At 59.7% G+C, this 1,963-nt stretch carries 4 protein-coding genes; all 4 read right to left on the bottom strand.

Translation table 11 applies throughout. The features are described from left to right. The coding region (locus tag V6C16_RS12070) for a hypothetical protein (protein WP_333543313.1) at positions 1-777 on the bottom strand (777 nt) is incomplete at its 3' end. A gap of 8 nt (positions 778-785) precedes the next feature. Next, entirely contained in the window at positions 786-1,352 is a 567-nt protein-coding gene (locus V6C16_RS12075; protein ID WP_333534843.1) for a YmfQ family protein, read from the bottom strand. Next, positions 1,342-1,515 carry an anaerobic ribonucleoside-triphosphate reductase gene (nrdD, locus tag V6C16_RS12080; protein WP_072312616.1) on the bottom strand — a complete coding sequence of 58 codons (174 nt, stop codon included), beginning with the start codon at positions 1,513-1,515 and terminating at the stop codon, positions 1,342-1,344. The genes V6C16_RS12075 and nrdD overlap by 11 nt, the downstream gene beginning before the upstream one ends. Then, positions 1,512-1,963, bottom strand: a 452-nt coding sequence (locus tag V6C16_RS12085; RefSeq protein ID WP_333543314.1) for a baseplate J/gp47 family protein, incomplete at its 5' end; no start/stop codon positions are given. The genes nrdD and V6C16_RS12085, both read right to left, overlap by 4 nt.

Consider the following 1,963-nt stretch of genomic DNA (forward strand, 5'->3'; position numbering starts at 1 on the left):
GCGTGCACCAGATGTTTTGAACACTCCTGCGGTTGTCGAAGTTTCAAAGCCGCCAGGAAACAACAGCGAGACTTTGCCGCTTTTCCTACGCTCACCATCCCCTTGCACGTCTCCCACGCCGAGAGAGTCGAATCCCGCCGCCTCGGCATACATGCCGCGCACATCAGGCATGCGGAGCGTACCTGCGCCCAAATCCTGCACATAGTAAGGAGCGCCGCCGATGCCATCCCATCCTACAGTAGTCCCATCAGCGTTGGTATGCCATATCGCTTGCGTCATTGCTTGCCACTCGGCTTCAGTTTTGAGCAGCAGTTGTCCGTCGGCTGTTTGCAAATACTGCCAAATCGGCCATTCTGTAATGTTTTTTCCTTGATAGACACCACTAATAACCCCGCCTTGAAGTGGTGCGAAGCCGGGCTTGAGTATTGGGTGCCGGAAATAGTAAAACTCGCCAAGGTCATATTTGTCGCTTTGCACGACTGATATTTTGCCCATAGCGTCAATTTTGATGGTCACGCCGTCAGGGTTTACAAGCCCGTTGACGCCCACCTTGGCAATGCCTGTCTTGTCTGCAATCAGCCGTTGGATGGCCGCCAGCACCTGGGCGTTGTTGGCCTTGTCCGGCGTGACATTGGCCGCCGCGAGTATGGCTATCAGCTCTTCCTGCACGGCATTAAGCCAATCGTCCGTTACCGTGGTTGCAGGAACGGGAATTGTGGGGTCGCCTTCCGTAAATCTGTTGTCCGGCGTTGCTGTACTGCTGTCTATCCTGTGCATAGCTCCCCTCATGTATACGCAATCAGCGCCACGGCGTGGGCTGGTTTGCGCTGGTTAATGATGCACTCCAAAATACTGTCGCCCCAAGTGCGCAGGGCCTCGCCCGCCACCGACTGCCCGGCCTTGAACACACGGGGGGCGTCGCTGGGCGTTGTAACGCGAAATGCATACGTCCAGTCGTCATTGGTCAGCGGGTCGCCAGCGCGGGAGTGTCCCGCCTTGAATGGCGTAAATTCATCAATCGTGATCTCGTACCCGGCAAGTGCTGCGTAGCGTTTGAGCCATGCGTGGGAGATGCCGCCGCGCTCAAGAAAGGCCACGGCAAGCTGGGCAATCCGCTCTTGCAGCAACTGGTCGCCTTTTGAGCATGCGCCGGGCAGGCCGTATACACGCTCCCAATCCGGCAGATACTGCTGCCACTTCCAAGGCTGGAGCGCCCCAAGCACTGCGGCGCTGGCGGCCTGCACGCGGTCAAGCTCCGCGCCGTCAACGGCAAGGGATACCTCCACGCCCGGCGCGTTAACATCATAGGATACAGGCGGCAGCAAGGCCGCCAACAGGGCACTATGTCCCATGTTTCACCCTGTCCCGTTCTTCGGCGCGCTTGGCGTTGTTGAAGCGCTCCAGATCGCCCACAAGGTAGCCGGTGATGCGGCGTGTGCGGTCAAACTTCATACCCACACCGACCAGATGGGGCATGGCTGTACGCGTTTCGCGGTTGGCAATGGCGTCTGTCATAATGCCTCCAGCATCAGATAGCCCAGACGGCACCACTCAAGGGCGCTGGGGACGACATTGGCTCCCGGCTCACGGATTACAACGTCCGCAACGCCGTCCAGCGACGACACGGCGGCAAGCAGACGCGACAGCACAAGGCTTTCGCCGGGGGCAAGTCGGGCAAATTCGACTTGCAGCACGGTGGTGACTGCGGGCTTGAGCGTGACCAGGGTTGCGCCATTGCTGACGCGCAGGGCCACAGTCATGTCAACCGGCTTAGGCACGGGCGCGTAAACCGTGGCTGCCTTGGCCGTGCAGGGGCGCTCTGCGTCAATCTTGGCCTGGCATGCGGTAACAACATCCTCGCCGGGAATGCCGTCCTCACCGACAATAACAATATCAACTGTGCCCGGTCCCTGCCGCAGGGGATAGACCGTGGCATCCGCCACGCCGGGAACAGCCCGCGCCC

The sequence above is a fragment of the Desulfovibrio sp. 1188_IL3213 genome (assembly GCF_036763145.1).
Taxonomy (GTDB): Bacteria; Desulfobacterota; Desulfovibrionia; order Desulfovibrionales; family Desulfovibrionaceae; genus Desulfovibrio.

Coding starts and splice junctions, on each gene's coding strand:
- V6C16_RS12075 (WP_333534843.1), bottom strand. CDS start 1,352: ATGGGACATAGTGCCCTGTTGGCGGCCTTGCTGCCGCCTGTATCCTAT.
- nrdD (WP_072312616.1), bottom strand. CDS start 1,515: ATGACAGACGCCATTGCCAACCGCGAAACGCGTACAGCCATGCCCCAT.